18 protein-coding genes are annotated in these 17,821 nt (G+C 44.4%); 10 read left to right on the top strand and 8 right to left on the bottom strand.

The annotated features are described in order from the left end of the window. Positions 1-16 precede the first annotated feature (16 nt). On the top strand, positions 17-481 hold the full coding sequence (locus tag GMES_RS14335; protein ID WP_006993445.1) for an EVE domain-containing protein: 465 nt from the start codon (positions 17-19) through the stop codon (positions 479-481). A gap of 85 nt (positions 482-566) precedes the next feature. On the opposite strand, the gene GMES_RS14340 is transcribed toward GMES_RS14335, so the two are convergent. Both GMES_RS14340 and GMES_RS14345 read right to left on the bottom strand, forming a co-directional pair. Then, complete coding sequence (locus GMES_RS14340; RefSeq protein WP_006993446.1) at positions 567-2,327, bottom strand: DUF885 domain-containing protein; 1,761 nt, start codon at positions 2,325-2,327, stop codon at positions 567-569. A gap of 56 nt (positions 2,328-2,383) precedes the next feature. Continuing rightward, a complete protein-coding gene (locus GMES_RS14345) occupies positions 2,384-2,707 on the bottom strand; it encodes a DUF1820 family protein (RefSeq protein WP_006993447.1) in 324 nt (107 codons plus the stop codon). Between the two features lie 299 nt (positions 2,708-3,006). Here GMES_RS14345 and GMES_RS14355 point away from each other — a divergent pair, with 299 nt between their 5' ends. Together GMES_RS14355 and GMES_RS14360 are read left to right on the top strand one after the other, a co-directional pair. Next, positions 3,007-4,665 (top strand): M28 family metallopeptidase, encoded by a 1,659-nt coding sequence (locus tag GMES_RS14355; RefSeq protein WP_006993449.1) that lies wholly within the window; start codon positions 3,007-3,009, stop codon positions 4,663-4,665. Between the two features lie 154 nt (positions 4,666-4,819). Next, on the top strand, positions 4,820-6,676 hold the full coding sequence (locus GMES_RS14360) for a DUF885 domain-containing protein (protein ID WP_006993450.1): 1,857 nt from the start codon (positions 4,820-4,822) through the stop codon (positions 6,674-6,676). A 103-nt stretch (positions 6,677-6,779) separates the two neighbouring features. On the opposite strand, the gene slmA is transcribed toward GMES_RS14360, so the two are convergent. Beyond that, positions 6,780-7,373 (bottom strand): nucleoid occlusion factor SlmA, encoded by a 594-nt coding sequence (gene slmA / locus GMES_RS14365; protein ID WP_006993451.1) that lies wholly within the window; start codon positions 7,371-7,373, stop codon positions 6,780-6,782. A gap of 62 nt (positions 7,374-7,435) precedes the next feature. Next, positions 7,436-8,680 carry a bifunctional phosphopantothenoylcysteine decarboxylase/phosphopantothenate--cysteine ligase CoaBC gene (gene coaBC, locus GMES_RS14370; RefSeq protein WP_039987544.1) on the bottom strand — a complete coding sequence of 415 codons (1,245 nt, stop codon included), beginning with the start codon at positions 8,678-8,680 and terminating at the stop codon, positions 7,436-7,438. A gap of 143 nt (positions 8,681-8,823) precedes the next feature. On the opposite strand from coaBC, the gene radC reads away from it, so the two are divergent. From radC to mutM, 6 genes are all read left to right on the top strand, one after another. Beyond that, positions 8,824-9,498 carry a RadC family protein gene (radC, locus tag GMES_RS14375; RefSeq protein ID WP_006993453.1) on the top strand — a complete coding sequence of 225 codons (675 nt, stop codon included), beginning with the start codon at positions 8,824-8,826 and terminating at the stop codon, positions 9,496-9,498. A gap of 127 nt (positions 9,499-9,625) precedes the next feature. Then, positions 9,626-10,438, top strand: a complete 813-nt coding sequence (locus GMES_RS14380; RefSeq protein ID WP_006993454.1) for a glycosyltransferase family 2 protein — start codon at positions 9,626-9,628, stop codon at positions 10,436-10,438. A gap of 139 nt (positions 10,439-10,577) precedes the next feature. Then, a complete protein-coding gene (rpmB, locus tag GMES_RS14385) occupies positions 10,578-10,814 on the top strand; it encodes a 50S ribosomal protein L28 (RefSeq protein WP_006993455.1) in 237 nt (78 codons plus the stop codon). 12 nt (positions 10,815-10,826) lie between these two features. Continuing rightward, positions 10,827-10,982, top strand: coding sequence for a 50S ribosomal protein L33 (gene rpmG / locus GMES_RS14390; protein WP_006993456.1), 156 nt, complete (start codon positions 10,827-10,829; stop codon positions 10,980-10,982). A 150-nt stretch (positions 10,983-11,132) separates the two neighbouring features. Continuing rightward, a complete protein-coding gene (locus GMES_RS14395; RefSeq protein WP_039987510.1) occupies positions 11,133-11,690 on the top strand; it encodes a hypothetical protein in 558 nt (185 codons plus the stop codon). 41 nt (positions 11,691-11,731) lie between these two features. Then, positions 11,732-12,544 (top strand): bifunctional DNA-formamidopyrimidine glycosylase/DNA-(apurinic or apyrimidinic site) lyase, encoded by an 813-nt coding sequence (mutM, locus tag GMES_RS14400; RefSeq protein ID WP_006993458.1) that lies wholly within the window; start codon positions 11,732-11,734, stop codon positions 12,542-12,544. An 86-nt stretch (positions 12,545-12,630) separates the two neighbouring features. On the opposite strand, the gene GMES_RS14405 is transcribed toward mutM, so the two are convergent. The 4 genes from GMES_RS14405 to GMES_RS14420 form a co-directional block, all read right to left on the bottom strand. Beyond that, entirely contained in the window at positions 12,631-13,704 is a 1,074-nt protein-coding gene (locus tag GMES_RS14405) for a CDP-glycerol--poly(glycerophosphate) glycerophosphotransferase (RefSeq protein WP_006993459.1), read from the bottom strand. Between the two features lie 104 nt (positions 13,705-13,808). Further along, positions 13,809-14,291, bottom strand: a complete 483-nt coding sequence (gene coaD / locus GMES_RS14410; protein ID WP_006993460.1) for a pantetheine-phosphate adenylyltransferase — start codon at positions 14,289-14,291, stop codon at positions 13,809-13,811. 48 nt (positions 14,292-14,339) lie between these two features. Then, on the bottom strand, positions 14,340-15,743 hold the full coding sequence (locus GMES_RS14415; protein WP_006993461.1) for a capsule assembly Wzi family protein: 1,404 nt from the start codon (positions 15,741-15,743) through the stop codon (positions 14,340-14,342). 127 nt (positions 15,744-15,870) lie between these two features. Continuing rightward, positions 15,871-16,590: a 3-deoxy-D-manno-octulosonic acid kinase gene (locus GMES_RS14420; RefSeq protein ID WP_006993462.1), complete on the bottom strand. Its 720-nt coding sequence runs from the start codon at positions 16,588-16,590 to the stop codon at positions 15,871-15,873. 153 nt (positions 16,591-16,743) lie between these two features. Here GMES_RS14420 and GMES_RS14425 point away from each other — a divergent pair, with 153 nt between their 5' ends. Then, positions 16,744-17,820 (top strand): glycosyltransferase family 4 protein, encoded by a 1,077-nt coding sequence (locus tag GMES_RS14425; protein ID WP_006993463.1) that lies wholly within the window; start codon positions 16,744-16,746, stop codon positions 17,818-17,820. The last annotated feature ends 1 nt before the right edge of the window (position 17,821 follow it).

Consider the following 17,821-nt stretch of genomic DNA (forward strand, 5'->3'; position numbering starts at 1 on the left):
TCATAAGTGAACCCAGATGCAATATTGGTTATTCAAGACAGAGCCCGATGCCTTTAGTATCGATGATTTAGCCGCAAGACCGAATCAAACCGAGCACTGGGATGGTATCCGTAATTATCAAGCGCGCAACTTTTTACGTGATCAAGTGAAGCAAGGCGATAAGGTCTTTATTTATCACTCTAGCTGCAAAGACGTTGGCATCGCAGGACTAGCTGAAGTGGTAAAAGAAGCTTACCCTGATCACACCCAATTCGATCCTGAAAGCCACTACTATGACCCTAAATCAAGCCCTGACAACCCTCGCTGGGTCATGGTAGATGTTAAGTTTGTCGAGAAATTCCCCGCTATTTTGCCGCTTAAAAAAATCAAAAGTATGCCCGAGATAAGCGAAGTCGGCTTAGTGAAAAAAGGCCATCGATTGTCTATCATGCCAGTGAATGAGCATGAGTTTTCAGCGTTATTAGCTGCTGCGAAAGCTTAGAGTTTCGCCTTAGATGTTGCTAACGCACAAATGACGCTCTTTTGGTCTTTGTTTGGCCAGGTACAATAGCGCAACAAAGGCTACGCTAGCGATTTTCCTCAATAAACGTATTAATATTCTGCTCTAAAATCGATAAGGGCACTGATCCGTAGGCGAGTACTGCATCGTGAAAGGCGCGTAAGTCGAATTTATCGCCTAATGCGTCTTCGGCTTTTTTACGTAGGCGTTTAATGGTTAATTCACCAATTTTGTATGACAAGGCTTGGGCTGGCCATGATATGTATCGGTCCACTTCTGTGGTGACGTTATGCCCTGACAAAGCAGTGTTTTCCAGCATGTAGTCAATGGCTTGTTGGCGAGACCAACCTTGCATATGCATACCTGTATCGACCACTAAACGACACGCGCGCCACATTTCGTAGCTTAAACGACCGAACTCTTCATAAGGAGTGGTGTAAATTCCCGCTTCTTTACCCAAATATTCAGAATACAAGCCCCAGCCCTCACCAAAAGCTGAAATATAGGTATAGCGCCGTACAGGGGGCAAGTCTTGCATTTCACTTGCCAGCGATATTTGCAAATGATGTCCAGGTACGGCTTCATGCAAAGTAAGCGCGGGCAGGGCATACAAGGGGCGCTTATCAAGTGCATAGGTGTTTACCCAGTAGTAACCAGGTTGATCGTCCCTTGTGGGGGCAATATAACGCCCAGTGGTGTATTTAGGGGCGATATTATCAGGCACAGGCGCCACACCGTAAGGCACGCGTGGCAAAGTGTAAAATAACTGGGGAAGCGCGGCATCAATACGTTTAGCTATATATGACGCGCGCATTAAAAGCTCATCTGCACTGTCGGCATAAAATTCGGGGGAGGTGCGCAAGTACTGAATAAACTGATTAATGTCACCGTTAAAATTAAGGGTGTCTAATACGCTCTGCATTTCACTGCGAATGCGCTTCACCTCTTGCAAACCGGTTTGATGAATATCGGCTACATCTAGGCTGGTACTGGTGTAGTAATCGCTACGGTTTTGATAAAACTCAGCTCCGTTTTGCCATGTTTTGGCGGCAATATCTTGTTTTGCATTGGGGATGTATTCATCCACTAAAAAGCTATAAAAGCTTTGATAGGCAGGTAATACACTTTGGTTAATGGCGGTTTCACCTTGCGTGAATAAGCTAGCCTGAACTGCTGAACTAAAACTTGATTCGGCAAGGCGTTTAAACGGGGCGAAAAATTGGCTGTCATGCAGGTCTTCGGTAATGAATTTTTTAATAGTGTCGTCAAACCCAACAAGCACAGATTTTGGCTGCACGCGGCCAGTTTCAATACCTTTTTTCATCCAAGCAATTTGTTGGGCGAAATAGCGAGGAAATTGGTTTAAGCGAGCTAGATAGTTTTGATAATCTTGCTCGGTTTTAAACGGAGCTGAGGCCGGTAAAAATGCCAACGAGCTGTAAAAACCTGACTCGGACGTAATAGGCATGTAATGGGCGTTGAAGCGATATAAATCGATGTCGTTTTGCAGCTCACGCATCTGCATCAATTTATTGATTTTTTGCTGGTGGTTTAAGCCGCTATCGTTCACAGCCTTTAAGCGAGCTAAAAACTGCTGGTTTCGCTGTTCTTGAGCCTGTAAAGCCTCGGGGGAGAGATCTTTTAGTTTGTCGTTATAGCGATTGTTCTGATAACGGGTGGCTTTTATTGGGTCAACCGACAACTGGTACTGCCAAATTTGCTCTAGCAAAGCGCTTAATTTACGTGACTGTGAAGGTTCGCTTGCTCCGAAGGCTTGAAAGCAAAAACTCAACATTACTGCCGCTAGCAACAAACTGCGCTTGTACATAGTGATCCCTCGTTGTCATTTGGGTTATTAGTCGCGTATAGGTCGCGAATAGAAGGTTATTTTTTCGGAGTATAAATTGGGCTTGGGAAAGCCGTTACCTTATCAGATAGCTCGCTGATTTTAGCCGTACCTTGTTTTTTTACCTCATCGATACGTAAAACATTATGCATCGGGATATACGTGGTGGTGACATCGGCAAACTCATCTTTGAGTTTTTCATGGCTTGGGTCAACGACAACGCTGGTGTGGCTGTCCCACACAAAATCACCAATTTCGATAAAACCAAATAAGCTGCCCTGACATAATTCGCGCACGTATAGTTCGTAGCGTACGCCATTGGCGATAAATTGAATTCTAAAGAGTGAAGTATTTTTCGACATAGTTTTGGTTATTACTGCGTAAAGTGTAGATAATTTAAAATGTGCTGCAGTCTACCCAGTCCTTGGCTTTTCGCCAAGTACTAGAAATTACACTGAAAGCCAATGTAACCAAGAAAAGCACAAGTGAGCTGATAAAACCCATCATTGGCCGTACTTGATTTTGTTTGCCATTGGCTTTGCCGTACAATTTAGCGAACAACAGAGTCTCAGCTATTTTAGCCACAAGTCTTGCGAACACCTGCTTTGCTCGTCAATCTGTTGATAAAATAATATAAACGCACCGATAGAAAGGAACAATAATGCGCCAAATCATGTATTTAGGCATGCTTTCAGCTGGGCTTATGCTTGCTGGTTGCCAATCAGCAAATCAAAATGCAATCCAAGATGCCCCCGTCAAACAAAGTGTCCATGCTGATGCAGAACGAATTAAATCTCACTTACGTTTTTTATCTGATGACTTATTAGAAGGCCGTGATACTGGCTCTCGTGGTCATGAAATTGCTTCTTTGTACATTGCCTCAGAATTAGAAGGCTATGGCCTTAAACCTGCTGGCGATGACGGCAGTTTTTTACAACGCGCCCCTTTTCGCCAAGCATCACTTGATCAATCTTCACCCTCACTCGTGCTTGAAACCGCTAAAGGTAAGCTAGATTTAGCTTATCCTAAACAATACATCACTAGCGCAAGCCCAGTCAGTGAATTGGCCAGTGTCAAAGGACAATTGGTCTTTGCTGGGTACGGTATAGTTGCCCCAGAGCTTGAACATGATGATTACGCTGACTTAGACGTAAAAGGCAAAGTTGTGGTGGTACTTTCTGGTAAACCGGCTTCTTTCCCCAGTGAAGAAGGTGCGCATTTTGGTTCAACCAATGAGAAGAAACGCCACGCTGCAGAGCACGGCGCCATTGGTTACGTGACTATTACCACACCTACTGCTGAGAAGGTGCGACCTTATCAAAACCTTCTTAATTATATTCACACGCCGACTGTACGCTGGTTAGACAAAAGCGGCCAGCCAGCCAATGTTTATCCTTCACTTAAAAACAGTGCTTATTTAAGTAAAGAAGCAGCTGAATTATTGTTTGCCAATGCAGATATGAATTTAGAGCAGATTTATCAGTTACTCGAGGAAGACGAGTCACCTAAAGGCTTCTCTTTGCCGGTAAGTATTGATTTCAGTAAGCGTAGCGCACACAAGACTATTAGTAGTCCTAATGTTGCGGCTATATTGGAAGGCTCAGATCCAACACTGAAGAATGAATATATTGTGTATTCAGCCCACTCAGATCACATCGGGATCGCCAAAACAGTTAAGAAAGACAAGATCAACAATGGCGCCATGGACAACGCAACAGGTACTTCTGTGTTACTTGAAACAGCCCGCTTGTTTAGCCAACTGCCTGAGCGCCCTAAGCGTTCAATTTTATTTGTTGCGGTCACAGCAGAAGAAAAGGGCTTACTTGGCTCGGATTACTTCGCACAAAACCCAACCGTGGCAAAGGACGCCATGGTGGCGAACGTTAATTTAGACATGCCCATTTTAACTTACGAGTTTAACGACGTCATTGCCTTTGGTGCGGATCATAGTGATTTGAAGGAGTCAGTGAGTCTGGCAGCACAAAAAATTGGTTTAACCCTAAGCCCAGATCCGTGGCCTGAGCAGGCATTGTTTACCCGTTCTGATCACTACAGCTTTGTTAAGCAAGGTGTACCTTCAGTGTTTTTAGTACCTGGACTGCAATCAGCCGACCCAGCAGTTGATGGCAGTAAGAAATTCGGTGAATTTTTAGCAACTAATTACCACAAGCCAGGGGATGACTTTAATCAACCCTTTAACTGGAAGGCGGCAACTAAATTCGCTGAAGTGAATTATCATATCGGCCTCACCTTGGCTAACCAAGCTAAGCGATCTAGTTGGAATGAAGGTGACTTCTTCGGTGATACGTTTTCTAAATAGCAGCGTATAAGGCGCAATTGCCTTATTCACCAAAAACCAATGAGTGCAAGATTACCTAACTTGCACTCATTTTATGTCGTCATAAATATGCCTACAAAAGGTAAGGAAACAACCTTACTCATTCAATTTATAATAAAAAAATCAGGGAGCTAACATGAGACTATCTATCATCGCCCTTTCGCTTGCCGCTGCATCTTTGAATTTTGCTGCATTGAACGTACAAGCCCGTCAGAATAATGAATCCACCACACATACAGTCGACACCGCGCAAACGGAATCACAACGATTAGCCGACTTTTTTGCTAATAACTTTAAACAGCGACTGCATCGCTCACCGCAGTTTCAGAGCTATTTAGGTTACAAGTGGGATTACGACAAGTGGAACAACATCAGTGAAACATTCATTGAACAAAGCAGCGAACTTGCCAAGAAGCAGCTAAACACGTTAAACAGTTTCGATGAAAGTCAGTTAAGCTCCGCAGAGAAAATCAGCTTAGCGCTAAATAAAGTGTCCTTAGAGCGCCAATTAGCTAATGATGAGTTTCGTCATCACACCTACATCATGGATCAGTTTAGTGCTTACCACACTATGGTCCCCAGCTTCTTGATTAATGTACACAGAGTGACCAATACGGAAGACGCTCTAGCTTACATTAGTCGTTTGCAAAGGGTAAAAACCCTGTTTTCGCAAGTCATTGACCAGCTACGTATTCGACAAAAAATGGGCGTATTTCCACCAAAATGGTCATACGATCAGATGCTACAAGCATCAAAAAATGTGATTACCGGAGCCCCATTTGATAGTAGCGACAGCGCATCAAGTATCTGGCAGGACTTTCAAGACAAAGCCAGCAAGTTAGAGATAACCGACAGCGAACGTAAGACCTTGCTTAATGATGCTAAAAACGCCCTTCTGACGTCCGTTAAGCCTGCGTATAAAGCACTCATTAGCGAGTTGGAAGTGCAGCGAGAGTTAACCCCTGAGGGTGATGGTGTATGGCGCTTGCCTAACGGCGACAAGTGGTACGAAAACCGCCTTGCATGGTTTACTACCACTGATTTAACCGCCGATGAAGTGCACAACATTGGCTTACAAAATGTTGAGCGTATTCATCAAGATATGCGCAGCATCATGAAAAAAGTAAAGTTTGACGGCAGTTTGAATGAATTTTTCGAATTTATGCGCAGCGATAAACAATTCTACTACGCCAATACGGACGAAGGTCGTGATGCTTATTTACTTGAAGCGAAAGCGCTTATCGACACCATGCGTGACAAACTACCTGAGTACTTTAGCTTAATTCCACAGGCTGAGATGGTCGTTAAACGTGTTGAGCCGTTTCGTGAAAAGTCAGCGGGCAAAGCGTTTTACCAAAGCCCTGCGAAAGATGGCTCTCGCCCAGGTATTTACTACGCAAACCTATATGACATGAATGACATGCCTACCTATCAAATGGAAGCCTTGGCCTACCATGAAGGTATACCTGGTCATCATATGCAGCGAGCGATCGCTCAAGAGCTTGAGGGTATTCCTGAGTTTCAAAAGTACAGTTCATTTACTGCCTATACCGAAGGGTGGGGCCTGTATACTGAGGAGCTAGCCAAAGATATGGGATTTTATCAAGATCCATACTCTGACTTTGGTCGCTTGGCGATGGAGCTATGGCGTGCTTGTCGATTAGTGGTTGATACCGGTATTCACAGTAAAAAGTGGAGCCGTGAGCAAGCAATTAACTATCTCATCGAAAATACACCAAACCCAAAAAATGACTCGGTTAAAGCGATTGAGCGTTACATTGCTATGCCGGGCCAAGCGACGGCATATATGATTGGTAAGTTGAAGATCATGGAATTGCGTGCTTGGTCGCAAGCAGAACTGGGTGAGCAATTTGATATCCGTGGCTTTCATGCCCAAGTGCTAAAAGACGGCCCTGTGCCACTAAATATTCTTGAACAGAAAGTCAAAGCTTGGGTAGCGGATGTACAGCAGTCTGCGAATAAAGCGGGTTAGGTACTAACTGGAGTTGGCGTAAATCATTGAAAGTATATGTAATAGTAAAAAGCCCGTTGAGTTGTTACTCAACGGGCTTTTTTATGTGCAAATTTTAACGTAGCTAGTTCAAAAAGAACTGGGTGCTAATTAGTTGCCATTGGTCGTTGAAGCCTTCTGTTGGGCGACGGGTAAATTTACTGCGAATAAATAGATTAATGCGCCCGTCTACATAACAAATAAGGAAATTCGCAATTATGGCCTCTTCAGCGGGCAGTGATTTACCTTCACGTAATTTTCTTTCTCTGAGAACTTGTTTTAACTGGGTTTCTAAACGTTCAAATAATTGGGCTATTCGTTCACGCAATCGGTCTTGCTCGCCCATTAAAGCGTCACCGTTTAAGATGCGCGTAATCCCCGGGTTTTTCTCCGCAAAGCCAAGTATGAGGCGCAGAATGAGTTGGCAGCGAGTCGTGGAGTCTTTTTCTTCATTAATAATTTTATTAATACGCGAAAAAAGTGTTTCTTCAATAAACTCTATTAAGCCCTCAAACATGCGGGCCTTGCTGGGAAAGTGACGGTACAGCGCGGCTTCTGACACGCCAACATGAGCAGCTAATTTAGCGGTAGTGATCCGCTGGCCTGGGTTGGTTTGCAGCATACTGGCAAGTGCTTGTAATATTTGCGCACGGCGATTTATCTTTTTTGCTATAGCCATTTTCTATCCTAAAGTGACCTCTGTGTGCGTTATTACCTAACGAGCTTTATCCCTAGTGTGGTTTATATTGTTTTTAATGCGTGACGCTGAGCAACTAAGGTCATTAGCGAAATTGCCAACTGACTCTTATCGGCAACGCCAAGGTTTTTTCCACCATTATTCCAATAAACATTGAGTGCGTTTTGCTCGCTATTGAAGCCTAAACCGGCTTGGGATACGTCGTTTGCGGCAATCATATCGAGCTTTTTGCGTTTCAGTTTGTCTTGTGCGTAATGAGCCACGTCTTGTGTTTCAGCGGCGAAGCCAACCGTGAAAGGAGGTTGAGCTAAATGGGCAACATCACTAAGGATATCAGGGTTTCTAGTAAAAGTAAGTGTTAACTCCGTATCGGACTTCTTAATTTTCTGCTCAATTTTTTGCTGTGGTTTGTAATCTGCTACGGCGGCGCAACCGATGAATATGTCGCAATTTAGCTGCATACTATCTGACTGCGTGCCACTAACCTTGGGGTTAATCACGGCTGTCATAACGGCTTTGTGCATTTGCTCTGCGCTGACCACATCAATTACATCAACACCTGCTGGGCGCGGTAAATTTACCGGCCCTGATACCAAGGTGACTCTAGCACCTAAAGCAACAGCCGCTTTCGCTAACGCGTAGCCCATTTTACCTGAGCTGTGATTGCTAATGAAGCGCACGGGATCAATTTCTTCCCGTGTTGGCCCTGCTGTAATCACAATATGCCTGTTGGCGAGCAAGGGCTCTATTGGACTTTGGGCTAACATGCTGGCGATATCGACCGGCTCTAACATTCGGCCCAAGCCAACATCGCCGCAAGCTTGCTCACCTGGAGCAGGACCTAGAATAGTGACACCTCTTTGTTGTAATACGCCTAGGTTTGCCTGTGTCGCTTTGGCATGCCACATCTGCTGATTCATTGCAGGTGCGATGTAAATGGGCGCGCTGGTGGCCAAGCACAAAGTCGATAATAAATCATCCGCCAAACCGTGAGCTAATTTGGCCATAAAGTTTGCTGTGGTTGGCGCAATGAGCACTTTATCAGCCCATTTCGCCAGCTCTATGTGGCCCATAGCGGCTTCCGCGTTGCGATCCAATAGGTCATCACCTACAGGGTTACCTGAGACCGCCTGTAAAGCCAGCGGGCTTACAAACTCTGCGGCCGATGCACTCAACACGCAGCGCACCTGTGCGCCAAGCGCAGTGAGCTTTCTGACTAAATCTGGGGCTTTATAGGCTGCTATACCGCCTGTTATACCAAGTAGGATCTTCTGTTGGGCTAATTGCATAGGGATCATTTTGCTATCTTACTCATTTTATACGGCCATTATTGGCTGGAATAGACCGCTTTTGCTAGGCTTAATTTCCACTTAATTTCTATTTCGTACCGGTAGTAGGCGCAAAAAAGAAACGTTTAATAAGACAGGGACGCATGAAAATAACCCAATGGCCTGCCCATGAAAGACCAAGAGAAAAGCTGCTCACCCGAGGGCCCGATGCCTTGTCTGATGCGGAGCTATTGGCAATATTTCTGCGAACGGGCATTAAGGGCTCAAGTGCCGTTGACTTGGCGCGCAACCTTCTTAATACCTTTGGCTCGTTGCGTGGTTTAATCAGTGCGAGTCAGCAAGATTTCTGTTTAGCCAAAGGGCTAGGTGAAGCGAAATTTGTGCAATTGCAAGCATCCATCGAGTTAAGTCAGCGTTTTTTTGCCGAGCAATTGCAACGTGAAACCGTGTTTAACAGTGCTCAACAAACCAAGCACTTTTTGATCGCCCAATTGCGTGACGAGCCCAATGAGGTGTTTGGCATGCTGCTGCTAGACAGTCAGCACCAATTGATCAAATTTCGCAAAATGTTCTTCGGCACCATCGATAGCGCATCGGTTTACCCTCGTGTGTTAGTGAAGCAGGCGCTAGAAGATAACGCTGCTGCAGTGATATTGACTCACAATCATCCTTCAGGCATAGCTGAGCCAAGCCAAGCCGATGAGCACATCACCGCGAGGATTATCAGCGCTATGAGCTTATTAGACATTAAAGTGCTTGATCACCTTGTGGTTGGGGACGGTGTTGCAGTTTCATTCGCTGAGCGAGGTTTGATTTAACCGTAGCTTGACGACTCGGCCTTGAGGCTCGCTAACTACCACAAAAGTGTCACGTGTTGGTCATGTCATTGTCAAATAAACGAGATTAGATAACGGCATTACTCCTAATGTCTAAATCGGTCTCATTATGAAAATATCTGTTATTTTTACCACCTACAATTCTCCCGTTTGGCTTGAAAAGGTATTGTGGGGCTTTCATTATCAAACGGATAAAAATTTTGAGCTGATCATCGCAGATGATGGTTCAACGTCGGATACGAAAGCCTGTATCGAGCGCTTCGCCCACACCTCAGACATGGACATTAAACATGTTTGGCAAAAAGACGAAGGCTTTCAAAAGTCGCGCATAATGAATAAAGCGCTGGTTGCTAGCACGTGTGATTATGTGCTGTTTACCGATGGCGATTGTATTCCTAGGCGAGATTTTGTTGCTGTGCACAAGGCCCATGCCCGACCAGGTAAATTTCTTTCGGGAGGTTATTTTAAACTTCCCATGCCCACTAGTGATTTAATTAATCAGCAACATATTGCCTCAGGCCAGGCGTTTGAGCGAAGTTGGCTGGTGGAAAATGGCGTTAAACGTAACCGCAAATTGGGGAAATTAACCACCTTGCAATGGAAGCGCAGGGTGCTAAATTCGGTCACACCGGCTAAACCAACCTGGAATGGGCACAATGCTTCTGGCTGGCGCGATGATATTTTTGCGGTAAACGGTTTTGATGAGAGAATGCAGTACGGTGGGCAAGACAGGGAGTTAGGCGAGCGCTTGTTTAATCGTGGCGTGAGAGGCATTCAAATTCGCTATTCTGCAGCCTGCCTGCATTTAGAGCATGATCATAGCTATGTTACACCTAACATGATTGCTAGAAATAAAGCTATTCGAGCGACCACAAAATCAAATAAATTAACCCGTACCGCTTATGGCATTATAAAAGACTAGGGTTTTTATCAGTTAATCGTTGAATTAAATAGCTGTTTGCTGTATAAAATGCGCCCTCTTGTTGATAGCTAAAGCTGGCACGCGTATTTGCATGCTTGTCAGAGCTAAATATTTTTAGAATTGTTTGGAGACAAATACGATGTCCAAAGTATGTATAGTGACAGGCAAGCGTCCAGCGGTAGGTAACAACCGTTCACACGCTAAAAACTCGACTCGTCGTCGTTTTTTGCCAAATCTACAAACCCACCGTTTTTGGGTTGAAAGCGAAAACCGTTTCGTTAAATTGCGTTTATCTGCTAAAGGTATGCGTATTATTGATAAGAAAGGTATTGATTCAGTATTAACTGATATCCGTGCCAATGGCGTAAAAATTTAAGGAACACAGATTATGCGTGATAAAATCAAGTTAGTGTCTTCTGCTGGTACCGGTTTTTACTACACCACAGATAAAAACAAACGTAACATGCCTGGCAAAATGGAGATCAAAAAGTTTGATCCTAAAGTACGTCAGCACGTTTTGTTTAAAGAAGCCAAAATTAAGTAATTAATACTTGTTTTGTCTCCCGAAAGACCCGGCGTATGTCGGGTTTTTTGCGTTTTACTTTCTCTCGTAAACCTACCAAATAGACTGTTTTCTGTTGTGCATTACATGACATAATCAGTCAATGCATTCGTTACTTTACTCTATCTCACGATGATCCGATTGACGTCCCGCGCATGGAATAATGTATTGATTATTTCGATGTTGCTGCTGATTTTGATGTTTAACCTCACTGGAAATCTGTTTTCCGGCAGTGGCGTTAAAGATGAACCTATTGATAAGCTTGTCCCCACTGACGCAATGCTCACGAGCATTGTCACCCATGCCTATACCCTCGAGCGAGTAGGCAGAGGATGGCGCTTTTTGCGGGCTCTCAAAGACGGCAATAATGACGACCTTGCAGACAACGATGATGGGGGCGAGCGTACAGCGAACAAGAACACCGAAACTAGCGACAATGAAATAGACAATCAGGAACTCACAGACAACGTCTTTGCATGGCAAGAAGCCTTGCTTGAGCCTATAGGTGAGGCGACGCTAGCGGGCGCGACTCAGGTCAATGTTTGGTTAGCGGGAGAAAGCGCCCCCCGTCACTATCTGTTTTTTCAAGTCGGTGCTGACATGCTGGTGCAATACCCAGCACAAGGCGCTCAACTTTATAAAGTAACCAACAAAACATGGTCTGAGCTTTTTTTTGAGGAAAGCTTTTAACAAGTGTTTTTTTAACCAATACCTTTTAACGGACACACCCCATGCCTGAATTACCCGAAGTTGAAGTGAGCCGTTTAGGCATTAGCCCGCACTTAATTGGTCAGCATATTGAGCAGATCATTGTGCGCCATAAACAATTACGTTGGTTGGTGCCTGATGACGTGCATTTAGCTGAGGGGCACAAGGTGAATCACGTGCGTCGCCGTGCCAAGTACCTATTTATTGATACCGATGTAGGTAGCATTATTTTGCATTTGGGTATGTCGGGTAAATTACGGATTGTGAACAGTGAAACACCGGTTATTAAACATGATCATGTCGATATCGTATTGACCAACGGCGTGTGCTTACGTTTTAACGACGCTCGCCGCTTTGGTGCTTGCCTTTGGCAAAGCGTCAATGACCCCGAAATCGGTATGATAGCTGCTCTTGGGCCTGAGCCATTGACATCTGACTTTGATGGGCAACGCTTATATGATCTTTCTCGCACCAAGAGCGTGCCAGTAAAAAACTTTATCATGGACAACAAAGTCGTGGTGGGTGTGGGGAATATCTACGCCAACGAGTCTTTATTTATTGCTGGTATCGACCCACGCAAAGCAGCTAAAAAAGTCAGTAAAAAAAGTTACTTAGAGTTAGGTGACATCATTAAGCAGGTACTCGCAAAAGCGATAGAGCAGGGCGGTACAACCTTAAAAGACTTTACCCAAGCGGATGGTAACCCAGGTTATTTTGCACAGCACTTGCGCGTGTATGGACGTAAAGGTCAAGCGTGCGAAGTCTGCGACAGCGAAATTCAGTCGGTGACCCTAGGGCAGCGCAATACCTTCTTTTGTGAGCAGTGCCAAAAATAGCCACACGATTTTGAATAAAAACCAAGAGCACCAAAAGGCTTAAAGCATGCTCGCCCGTCTCTAGTGCTTGCGGGCGTCACGCGCCTTTACCACTTCCAGTAACTTAGCTTCTTACGCATTTTGATGCTTCGTATTAGATTGAACGGCTTATTTTTCAACTTAGGCGGGTTATCAAGCATGTCTTGTGTGGCATCTAATATGCGAGCACTTGACTGACCATCCGTGTAAGGGTGAGTTTGGGCTGCATAGTCGTCCAGTTTATCCATCAACTCAGGCGGCCTAGTTAACGCGTATTCTATGCTTTGTTCAATTTTTTCAGCATCGGTCACATTAATAAAGTGCGGCTTAGGATGCTCGTTTTTCATGGTCACCACAGGTTTGTTCAGCATTAAAAACTCAACCAACATAGATGAATTATCCCCAAGCATTAAGTCGGCCTCGAGCATTAATGGCATGGCATTATCGGTTTCGATAAAGGTTAAATTCTCATGTTGAGCAGCTTTATAGGCATCCACCGTACTTTGCGCCATTTTAGGATGGAAGGTCACTAACCAACGCCATTTAGTATCTTGAGATAAGCGCTTAATGGTTGGCAGAAGTGCTTCTGCTTGAGACATTCGAGGGGAAAACGTGGATGAAAATAACACCACGGGGCGCTCGTCCTTTTGAGCTGTTGTGCTAGTTGCAGCGCCTTTATCAGTAACCATTGAATGATCAAAAAACGGGTCCATTTTACAAAACCCTGTTTCGACTACTTTGAAGAACTGATGCTTTTGCTCGAGTAACTTGAACGTGTCGGTCATTGACGGCCCATGCGTACAATACAAATCAAAACAATCTCGAATAATAAACGAATAGTTCAAGCCGTCTTTTTTACGAGTTTTAAAACCAATAAAGCCATGACGAACACAGACTTTCAAGCCAGGGATAAATGACGGGATCATATTACCAGGAACAAATACGGCGATAGGGTGAAAATCAATTACGGCCTGAACATCAGGTAATTGCGTTTCTTGGGTCTGAAAATAAGCTCTGTTGACGTTGTTACCTTCTACAAACCAAGCGACGGTATCGCCTCTTCGTTGAATTTCGTCCTGCAAGGGGCGCAGTATTTGAAATGCATAGTTTTCGGAGATGTAAAAAAGGAAATGTTTTGCCATGGTCTCTCAACTGCATTGTTAGTGACGCGCTTAGAGGGTAAGCGCGCAATGGTATATTACTTTGTTGTACTCGCTTTGTTTGATGCAACAAAAGCGAGTATAGGTTATTGCTGAAGTTTTTCTTTTAGTGCCGCTTGAACCGCTGGGTGGCAGAATTGATCGACTTTGCCACGGTGCAGCGCGACCTCTTTGACCAACGTTGATGATATAAAAGAGTTCTCTTCGGCAGGGGTTAAGAAAATACTTTCCAAATTAGGGTTTAATCGACGGTTCATGTTAGCTAACTGAAATTCATACTCGAAGTCTGATACTGCACGTAAACCGCGGATCAATACCGTAGCCCCTTGGCTATCAGCAAAATCTGCGAGCAAACCTTCAAAGCCGATGACCTCAACGTTGGGAAGGTGCTCTGTCACTTCTTTAATCAGGTCAACACGCTCCTGTAAGCTAAACAAAGGTTTTTTGCTAGGGTTTGCGGCAATGCCGACAATGACATGTGCAAACATGTTGGCTGCGCGCTCAATTAAATCTGCATGGCCATTTGTGATGGGATCAAATGTGCCCGGATAGACAGCTTTTGTGTGCATGTAGTTATACCTTATCAATGTGGCCGCGTATGCCGCCTTGTTAAATGCTTACCAGCGGTAAAATGCACTTACTCGTTTAAATTGTTCGCCAAAACGATCTTCACCTACATCAAAATCAATACCCCAGAAACCGTATTGTGTCGCGTAACTATAACGCACAGTTAATTCCTTGAATGCTTGTTCCGTGTTTGAGTTCATGTCGCTATCTGCACTTCTGAATGTAATATCAACAACCTGATCAGACGCAAATTTCCAATTCATATTAATGGAATGCGTTGTCTTTTGAACCAGTTCTTGGGGAGCAAAAATATCGCCCGCCCAATGACCAAGTGATAAGCCTTCATTGGTGTAACCTGCGGTGTAAAAACCGGATTGGTAGAAAAGCTCGTCTAAGCGAGTGAATTCATATCGCAAAGACAGGTTGTTAGTTACCATAGGGAAATAGACCCCAAAAGCAAGGGCTTTGTCATCTGCTTCTTGGCCGTCGGCTTCAGGAGCGTGGTCAAAGGCAATCTCGCCATAAAGGGATACAGGAAAGGCGAAGGGTAAATTAATCTTACTGGAAATTGCCGTTTTCTGATCGCTTGCTAATGCTTGAGGATAAAGCTCAGGTGTTTTGTCTTCACCTGAAGGGCTAAATAAATCTTGGAAAGCATCACCGACACTCAAGTTGTTATTCGCTCCAGCATATTTCAGGGTGCGGCTATAGCCTATGGTCCATGCTTCAACAGGGGATATACTCAAGTGAAAGCCCAATAAATTGGGTTCACCACTGAACAATTCACCTTGTTGGCTAACACCTAACGTATCTTCAAGCTTCGAATAAAACAGCTCATATCGGATACCCCAATCTGTGATGGGGGTGGCGTTACTAACAGTAACAGACAGGCTTGGCTCGGCGTTGGTACTACTTAATAACGCTGAATCTTGCATTGGTGATAACCAGTGTTCCCGGTAACCCGCCTCGATTTGTGCATACTCGTAACCAAAGGCGACATGGGTGTTGTACAACATGGCATCTTCGCCATCAGCATATAAGGCACCGCCTGCTACATAGGCATAAGGTGAGATAAAAGCCACGCCAGAAGCAGAGACTTGGTAGCTGGAGTCGCGTCTGATGCCTCTTTGATTCGGCAAAGGGCTGTTTTCATCATCACCAGCAGATATAGATGCGCTCACATGGGTTAACGCTAACGTATCTTTAAATCGCGCCAAATAAGCGTCAACCGAGCGATATAGTTCAGGAAAGCGTGTGGTTATCAGTTTGTTGCGGCGCATAACATCAACCGCTTTGTATGGCTTAGTGAGTGGTGCGCCAGGCGTCAGTGCCATAACTTTTTCTATCTGAGATTCTATTTCAGGTGAAATTTGTAGCGGAAGGTAGGGGGAAAGCCCTTTTGCCCATGCTTGTGACGCGACGAGCAAACAGCCGATTAACCAATAACGTGACATTGTATTATTTCATTCCAAAACGGCAGTTGACAAAAAATCGAGTGTAACAATTCAAGATTAAATTGTATTGTGCTTTGTAATGAGTATTCACCAGATCAATCAGTGATCTCGGCACTGGTTGCCTCCATTAGGCTGGCTCACCATAGGCGGACAGTAAAGTTTGCCAATTTTGCTCACTAAAATGGAAGGTTTTTTGTTTGGCTTGCTCTTTATGCAATGAGCGCAAGAGTCGGTCTAAGTTGGCTTTTTTCCAATTATTGCTAGCATGTATGGCACATTTATCAAAATCGATAAGCCAAATTTTACCAGCACCATCGAGCATAACATTGTGAATGTTTAAGTCGTGATGATATACATTGTTATCATGAAATTGGCGAATGCAGCTGCCAATGGCTTGCCAAGTGGCTTGTGGTTGCGGCGCCTCACATAAATGGCTAAACATATCTTGGCTATTGGGTATGCGCTTGATAATGATGTCGCCTCGGTACATCACATTGTGCCGTGTTACTTGTGCTGCGACAGGCTCAGGGACGGGCAAACCAAGATTGTGCATCTGTGCTAGAAGAGTAAACTCGCGCCATGCTCTGGTGCGTGACAGACCTCTAAAAAGATAGCTGTCTTCAATCAACTTGCCGATTAAGCCACCGCGTCGATAATGGCGCAAAACATATTCGTTATTTTTATGTCTAAAAAAGTACGTTGTGCCGCGACCGGCAGCACTGCCGGTTAATTGCTGTTTCAATTGCCAGTAGTGACCATCAAATATATGCAAATCAGGGGCTGCGAATATTTCAGCATCAAATATAATGGTGCTGCGATCTTTAGATGTTTGCTGAATGTTTGGCATTTAACACGAGGTGGTTGCAAAATTTGGCTTAGTGTATACCCGTATCGCTGATGAATGCGAGCCTCTACGCCCATGGCTCGCGCTAAATGTGTAACGATTGATTCTGAATAAATGCATAACAATTAATTTTAAATAAGTGAGTACCCATTAACTATGGAACATGATGTGACGAAAACCATTAAACAAGATGAAGTTGAGTTGATTCTGGGAAATTCGAATTCAAATTTTTCGGGTGTGACTTCAACCATGTTGCAGGTCATGTCTTATCAGCAAAAGTTGATTAACTTGCGTGTAATGGGTAAGCATTTTTTACCTGATCAGAGCCAAGCTATGACATTCTGGCAAGTGGTGAAGATGTGTCGTAAACCGCTGAGCAATGGTAAGTACCGGGTTTTTCATGCTCGCCGTGTAGATGAAATGATCCAAGCTGTGCTTTTGAAATATGTATTCGGTGCCAAAATAAAAATGGTCTTCAGTTCAGCTGCTCAGCGCTTTCGTTCAGGCTCTACCTTATGGTTAACCCGCAAAATGGACGCTGTGGTGGCCATCAGTCAATCATCAGCAAAGTATTTGGCCGAGCCACCCGATGCGATTATTCCTCATGGTATTCAAATTGAAAACTTCGCCCCAGCCCCCAACAAAGAGCAAGCCTGGAAGGATTTAGGCTATGGTGGAAAATACGGTATCGGCATTTTAGGCCGTGTGCGCAAACAAAAAGGTGTTCATCTGTTCGTCAATGCGTGCATTGACGTGCTGCCTAAATATCCAGATTATACAGCGGTTGTGGTGGGCGCTATCTCATCTAGTCATCAAGAGTTTGTTGATGAATTAAAAGCGAAAATCGATAAAGCAGGTTTGAGCGAGCGTATTATCTTTACTGGTGAGCTACCGTTTGAGCGTATTCCTCCAATTTTCAGTGCCTTGTCTATGGTATCTGCGTTGAGCGACAATGAAGGCTTTGGTTTAACCGTACTTGAAGCTATGAGTTGCAGCGCTGCAGTGTTAGCAACGCAAGCAGGCGCGTGGGAAGAGATCATTCGCGAAGACATAGATGGCCACGTAGTGCCTGTGAATGATTTACCCGCGGTAACAGCAAAAATGGATTCACTATTATCAGATCCAGAAGAATTAAAACAAAAAGGCTTGGCTGGCCGTGAACGGGTGTTAGCTCATTATACGGTAGAGCGCGAAGCGAAAGCCTTGGTCGATTTATTTAGAGGGTTGCAATAGC

The organism is Paraglaciecola mesophila KMM 241 (genome assembly GCF_000315015.1).
GTDB lineage: Bacteria > Pseudomonadota > Gammaproteobacteria > Enterobacterales > Alteromonadaceae > Paraglaciecola > Paraglaciecola mesophila.

Bases quoted from the DNA above. Each gene is read 5' to 3' on its own strand.
- GMES_RS14355 (WP_006993449.1), top strand. From the start codon at position 3,007: ATGCGCCAAATCATGTATTTAGGCATGCTTTCAGCTGGGCTTATGCTT.
- GMES_RS14405 (WP_006993459.1), bottom strand. From the start codon at position 13,704: ATGGCAAAACATTTCCTTTTTTACATCTCCGAAAACTATGCATTTCAA.
- radC (WP_006993453.1), top strand. From the start codon at position 8,824: ATGAAAATAACCCAATGGCCTGCCCATGAAAGACCAAGAGAAAAGCTG.
- GMES_RS14335 (WP_006993445.1), top strand. From the start codon at position 17: ATGCAATATTGGTTATTCAAGACAGAGCCCGATGCCTTTAGTATCGAT.
- GMES_RS14420 (WP_006993462.1), bottom strand. From the start codon at position 16,590: ATGCCAAACATTCAGCAAACATCTAAAGATCGCAGCACCATTATATTT.
- GMES_RS14380 (WP_006993454.1), top strand. From the start codon at position 9,626: ATGAAAATATCTGTTATTTTTACCACCTACAATTCTCCCGTTTGGCTT.
- GMES_RS14345 (WP_006993447.1), bottom strand. From the start codon at position 2,707: ATGTCGAAAAATACTTCACTCTTTAGAATTCAATTTATCGCCAATGGC.
- slmA (WP_006993451.1), bottom strand. From the start codon at position 7,373: ATGGCTATAGCAAAAAAGATAAATCGCCGTGCGCAAATATTACAAGCA.
- coaD (WP_006993460.1), bottom strand. From the start codon at position 14,291: ATGCACACAAAAGCTGTCTATCCGGGCACATTTGATCCCATCACAAAT.
- mutM (WP_006993458.1), top strand. From the start codon at position 11,732: ATGCCTGAATTACCCGAAGTTGAAGTGAGCCGTTTAGGCATTAGCCCG.
- GMES_RS14395 (WP_039987510.1), top strand. From the start codon at position 11,133: ATGATCCGATTGACGTCCCGCGCATGGAATAATGTATTGATTATTTCG.
- GMES_RS14340 (WP_006993446.1), bottom strand. From the start codon at position 2,327: ATGTACAAGCGCAGTTTGTTGCTAGCGGCAGTAATGTTGAGTTTTTGC.
- rpmB (WP_006993455.1), top strand. From the start codon at position 10,578: ATGTCCAAAGTATGTATAGTGACAGGCAAGCGTCCAGCGGTAGGTAAC.
- GMES_RS14415 (WP_006993461.1), bottom strand. From the start codon at position 15,743: ATGTCACGTTATTGGTTAATCGGCTGTTTGCTCGTCGCGTCACAAGCA.
- GMES_RS14360 (WP_006993450.1), top strand. From the start codon at position 4,820: ATGAGACTATCTATCATCGCCCTTTCGCTTGCCGCTGCATCTTTGAAT.
- GMES_RS14425 (WP_006993463.1), top strand. From the start codon at position 16,744: ATGGAACATGATGTGACGAAAACCATTAAACAAGATGAAGTTGAGTTG.
- coaBC (WP_039987544.1), bottom strand. From the start codon at position 8,680: ATGCAATTAGCCCAACAGAAGATCCTACTTGGTATAACAGGCGGTATA.
- rpmG (WP_006993456.1), top strand. From the start codon at position 10,827: ATGCGTGATAAAATCAAGTTAGTGTCTTCTGCTGGTACCGGTTTTTAC.